Source organism: Pantoea sp. Pa-EAmG, from assembly GCF_030024295.1.
In the GTDB taxonomy this organism is placed as follows: Bacteria; Pseudomonadota; Gammaproteobacteria; order Enterobacterales; family Enterobacteriaceae; genus Pantoea; species Pantoea dispersa.
This window is the reverse complement of sequence record NZ_JASEWO010000247.1, coordinates 1-5,054: the sequence shown is the minus strand read 5'-3', so window position 1 is coordinate 5,054 and position 5,054 is coordinate 1. Positions and strand designations below refer to the sequence as shown.

General features: G+C 59.5%; 3 protein-coding genes. All 3 read right to left on the bottom strand.

The window, feature by feature from the left end:
- Positions 1-3,265: DNA polymerase III subunit alpha (gene dnaE / locus QMM04_RS20840; protein WP_282996915.1), on the bottom strand; the 3,265-nt coding region annotated here is incomplete at its 3' end.
- A gap of 31 nt (positions 3,266-3,296) precedes the next feature.
- Positions 3,297-3,923 (bottom strand): ribonuclease HII, encoded by a 627-nt coding sequence (gene rnhB, locus QMM04_RS20835; RefSeq protein WP_282996914.1) that lies wholly within the window; start codon positions 3,921-3,923, stop codon positions 3,297-3,299.
- On the bottom strand, positions 3,916-5,054 hold a 1,139-nt coding region (gene lpxB / locus QMM04_RS20830; protein WP_282996913.1), incomplete at its 5' end, for a lipid-A-disaccharide synthase. The genes lpxB and rnhB, both read right to left, overlap by 8 nt.

Genomic DNA, 5,054 nt, shown 5'->3' with positions numbered 1-5,054 from the left:
TCAGCGAGATAGCAAGTCCGCGCGCGTATTTTTCCCGCGCTTCGTCGATGTCCATGACTTCCCGGGCGGTCATTTTAAGCCCGCCGCTAAAGTCATCAAAGCTGACCTGTCCACTGACGATCAGGATACGGTCCTTCTCCAGCAGCTGCTGGTATTTATCTAACGCATCGGTAAATAACATCACCTCAAGACGGCCAGAGCGGTCGTCAAGAGTACAGATACCAATTCGGTTGCCGCGCTTGGTGACCATGACGCGGGCGGCAATCACCAGCCCGGCCGCAACGGTCACTTTACCACGTTCTGTTGGATGCATGTCTTTCAGGCGCATGCCGCCAACGTAGCGCTCAATTTCTTTCAGATACTGATTGATCGGATGGCCGGTGAGATACAGACCGAGCGTCTCACGCTCGCCATCCAGCTGCACCTGCTCCGGCCACGGCGTAATGGCCGCGTAAGATTGCTCAACCTGCTCGGGCTCTTCCGCCAGCACGCCGAACATATCCGCCTGTCCCGTCGCTTCGGCTTTGGCATGCTGATCCGCCGCCTTCAGGGCGTCACCCAGCGCGCTCATCAGCGCCGCGCGGTGCGGGCCAAGACGATCGAACGCGCCGGACATGATCAGTTTTTCCATCACGCGACGGTTGATCTTTTTGGTGTCGGTGCGCGCGCAGAGATCAAACAGCTCTTTAAAGTAGCCGCCCTGATTACGCGCTTCGAGGATCGCTTCGATCGGCCCCTCACCCACGCCTTTGATAGCGCCGATGCCGTACACGATCTCCCCGTCATCGTTGACGTGGAACGGATAGAGCCCGGAGTTAATGTCTGGCGGCAGCACTTTCAGCCCCATGCGCCAGCACTCATCCACCAGTCCAACCACCTTCTCGGTGTTATCCATATCGGCGGTCATCACCGCCGCCATGAACTCGGCCGGATAGTGCGCTTTCAGCCACAGCGTCTGATAGGAGACCAGCGCATAAGCAGCAGAGTGCGACTTGTTAAAGCCGTAGCCCGCGAACTTCTCCACCAGATCGAAGATTTTCATCGACAGTTCGCCGTTGATGCCCATCTTCTCAGCACCGTCCTGGAACACCGAACGCTGCTTGGCCATCTCCTCCGGCTTCTTTTTACCCATGGCACGACGCAGCATATCCGCGCCGCCCAGCGTATAGCCGGACAGCACCTGGGCAATCTGCATCACCTGTTCCTGATAGAGGATGATGCCGTAGGTCGGCTCCAGCACCGGCTTCAGGCTCTCATGCTGCCACTGAATGTCCGGGTAGGAGATGGCTTCACGGCCGTGCTTACGGTCAATAAAGTTATCGACCATGCCCGACTGCAGCGGCCCCGGACGGAACAGCGCCACCAGTGCGATCATATCTTCGAAGCAGTCCGGCTTGAGGCGCTTGATCAGATCTTTCATGCCGCGCGATTCAAGCTGGAACACCGCGGTGGTTTCCGAGCGTTGCAGCATGTCGAAGCTTTTTTTGTCATCCAGCGGGATGGCGGCGATATCGATCGGCGGTAACCCCTGCTTTTCACGCCGCGGGTTGATCATCTTCAGCGCCCAGTCGATGATGGTCAGCGTGCGCAGGCCGAGGAAGTCAAACTTCACCAGTCCGGCGTATTCCACGTCGTTTTTATCGAACTGGGTGACCGGGAACTGGCCGTTCTCATCGCAGTACAGCGGCGCAAAATCGGTGATTTTGGTCGGCGCAATGACCACGCCACCGGCGTGCTTGCCAGCGTTACGCGTGACCCCTTCCAGCTTGCGCGCCATATCGATCAGCGCTTTGACCTCTTCGTCAGCTTCGTAGATCTCCGGCAGCTGCGGTTCCGCCTGGAACGCTTTTTCCAGCGTCATGCCGGGATCCGGCGGGATCAGTTTTGAGATGCGATCAACAAAGCCGTACGGATGCCCCAGCACCCGGCCGACGTCGCGAATCACCGCTTTCGCCGCCATGGTACCAAAGGTGATAATCTGCGACACCGCATCGCGGCCGTACATCTCAGCCACGTGATCGATCACCTGGTCACGTTTTTCCATGCAGAAGTCGACGTCAAAGTCGGGCATCGAGACACGTTCCGGGTTAAGGAAACGTTCAAACAGCAGGTCAAACTCCAGCGGATCGAGATCGGTAATTTTCAGCGCGTAGGCCACCAGCGAACCGGCGCCGGAACCACGCCCCGGCCCGACCGGAATGCCGTTGTCCTTCGACCACTGGATAAACTCCATCACGATCAGGAAGTAGCCGGGGAAGCCCATCTGGTTAATGACGTTGAGCTCAATGTCGAGACGCTCGTCATACTCCGGCCGGCGTTCGGCACGCACCTGCTCATCCGGGAAGAGAAACGCCAGGCGCTCCTCAAGCCCTTCGCGCGACTTCATCACCAGAAAATCTTCGGTCGACATGTCGCCGGTCGGGAATTGCGGCAGGAAGTATTCGCCGAGGCGCACCGTGACGTTACAACGCTTAGCAATCTCTACGCTGTTTTCCAGCGCTTCCGGGATGTCCGAGAACAGCTCGCACATCTCCTCTTCGCTGCGCATATATTGCTGAGGACTGTAGTTGCGCGGACGTTTAGGATCGTCCAGCGTGTAGCCGTCGTGAATCGCCACGCGGATTTCATGGGCATCGAAATCTTCTTCGTTGAGGAAGCAGACTTCATTGGTGGCCACCACCGGCACCGATTCAGCAATCGCCAGCTCAACCGCCGCGTGCAAATAGGCCTCTTCGTCTGGCCGGCCGGTGCGCGTCAGTTCCAGATAGTAGCGGTTAGGGAAATGCTGCTGATAGAAACTCAGGCTCTGCGCCACCAGCGCGTTATTGCCGCGCAGCAGGCTGCGACCGACGTCGCCGCGCCGTCCGCCCGACAGCAGAATCAACCCTTCGCCCAGCTCCAGTAGCCAGTCGCGATCGATAATCGGTCCGGCGATACCGTAACCGCGCTGGTAAGCGCGCGAAATGAGTAGCGTCAGATTCTGGTAACCGGTGTTATTAGCGGCCAGCACGGTGAGCTGCGTCAGCTCATCGCCCATCAAATCGCTGGCCACCTGGAAGTCAGCCCCGACGATCGGTTTGATACCGGCGCTGTGCGCGCTGCCATAAAAGCGCACCAGCCCGCACAGGTTGGTGTAGTCGGTAATGGCAATGGCTGGCATGCCGAGCGCGGCCGCCTTTTTTACCAGCGGCCCGGTCTTGGCCAGACCATCAACCATGGAGTAATCGCTGTGTACGCGCAGATGTATAAAACGAGGTTCAGCCATATCAGTTTCCGGTTAAAACAGCGTCAGGCTATTAAAGCGTAGTCGGCTGGCGCGCGGCCAGCACATCAGCATCAATCAGGGCGTTACGCACCGGCGCAAAGCTGCGGCGGTGGTGAGGTGTGGCACCAAACTGCGTCAGTTTTTCCATGTGCAGCGCGGTCGGATAGCCTTTGTGATGGGCGAAACCGTACTGCGGAAACAGCAGGTCCAGCTCGGCCATTTCACGGTCGCGCGTGACTTTGGCGATGATCGAGGCGGCGCTGATTTCCCGCACCAGACTATCGCCCTTCACCACCGCCTGCGACGGCATCGGCAGCGCCGGACAGCGGTTGCCATCAATCAGAACAAAATCCGGTGCAATATGCAGACCGGCAACCGCGCGCTGCATCGCCAGCATGGTGGCGTGCAGGATGTTCAGCTGGTCAATCTCTTCCGGCTCAGCGCGGCCCAGGCTCCACGCCAGCGCTTTCTCTTTGATTTCATCAAACAGCGCAAGGCGGCGTTTTTCAGACAGCTTTTTGGAATCCGCCAGGCCGGCAATCGGCTGCGCCGGATCGAGGATCACGGCGGCGGTCACCACGGCACCGACCAGCGGGCCACGTCCGACTTCATCAACGCCGGCAATCAGCCGGGCATCAGGATAAATAAATTCAGCCATTGGCAATCTCCAGTACCGCATCCGCCGCCTGTTCGTCGGCGTTCCAGCGAATCTGCTGATGCAATTGGGTGAAAGTGGCCAGCAGCGCGTCACGCTCCGGACCGGCATGCAGCAGCGGCTCCAGCGCCGCAGCTAACGCTGCAGGCTGGCACTCCTCCTGCAGCAGCTCCTGCACCAGTTCACGGCCGGCCAGCAGGTTAGGCAGCGAAACGAACAGGGTTTTCACCAGCCGCTTCGCCAGCCAGAAGGTGAACGGCTTCATACGATAGCCCACCACCATCGGGCATTTCGCCAGCATGCACTCCAGCGCTGCAGTGCCGGAAGCCAGAATCGCCGCGTCGCTGGCGATCATCGCCTGGCGCCCTTTGCCATCCAGCAGGTGCATCGGCAATTCCGGCGCGACGCTGGCTTTGATCTGCTCGAACTGCGCGCGCCGCTTCGCGTTAACCAGCGGCACTACGATCTCCAGCGCCGGATAACGCTGGCGCAGCAGCTGTGCAGCGCGCAGGAAATCAGCGCTGAGCATCTCCACTTCCGCGCCACGGCTGCCCGGCAGCAGGCCGAGGCACAGCGCATCATCAGCGATCCCTAATTCACGCCGCGCGGCCAGTTTGTCCGGCTGCAGCGGCATCGCATCGGCCATGGTGTGCCCGATAAAGCGGCACGGCACGTTGTAGCGATCGTAAAACGCTTTTTCAAAAGGCAGAAACGCCAGCACCAGATCGGTGTTGCGGCCAATTTTGAACACGCGCTTTTGTCGCCAGGCCCACACGGAGGGACTGACGTAATGAATGGTGCGAATGCCGGCACGCTTGAGGTTGCCTTCCAGCGTGATGTTGAAATCCGGGGCATCGATGCCGACGAAGACATCCGGCCGCAGCTCGGTAAAGCGCTGGGTTAAATCCTTGCGGATGTGCAGCAAACGGCGCAGGCGGCCAAGCACCTCAACGATGCCCATTACCGCCAGCTCTTCCATCTCGTACCAGGCTTCGCAGCCTTCGGCCTGCATCAGCGGACCGGCAACGCCAACGAAGCGCGCGTCAGGATGGCGCGCCTTCAGCGCACGAATCAATCCGGCACCAAGAATATCGCCGGAGGTTTCTCCGGCGACCAGGGCAATCGTTAAGGGAC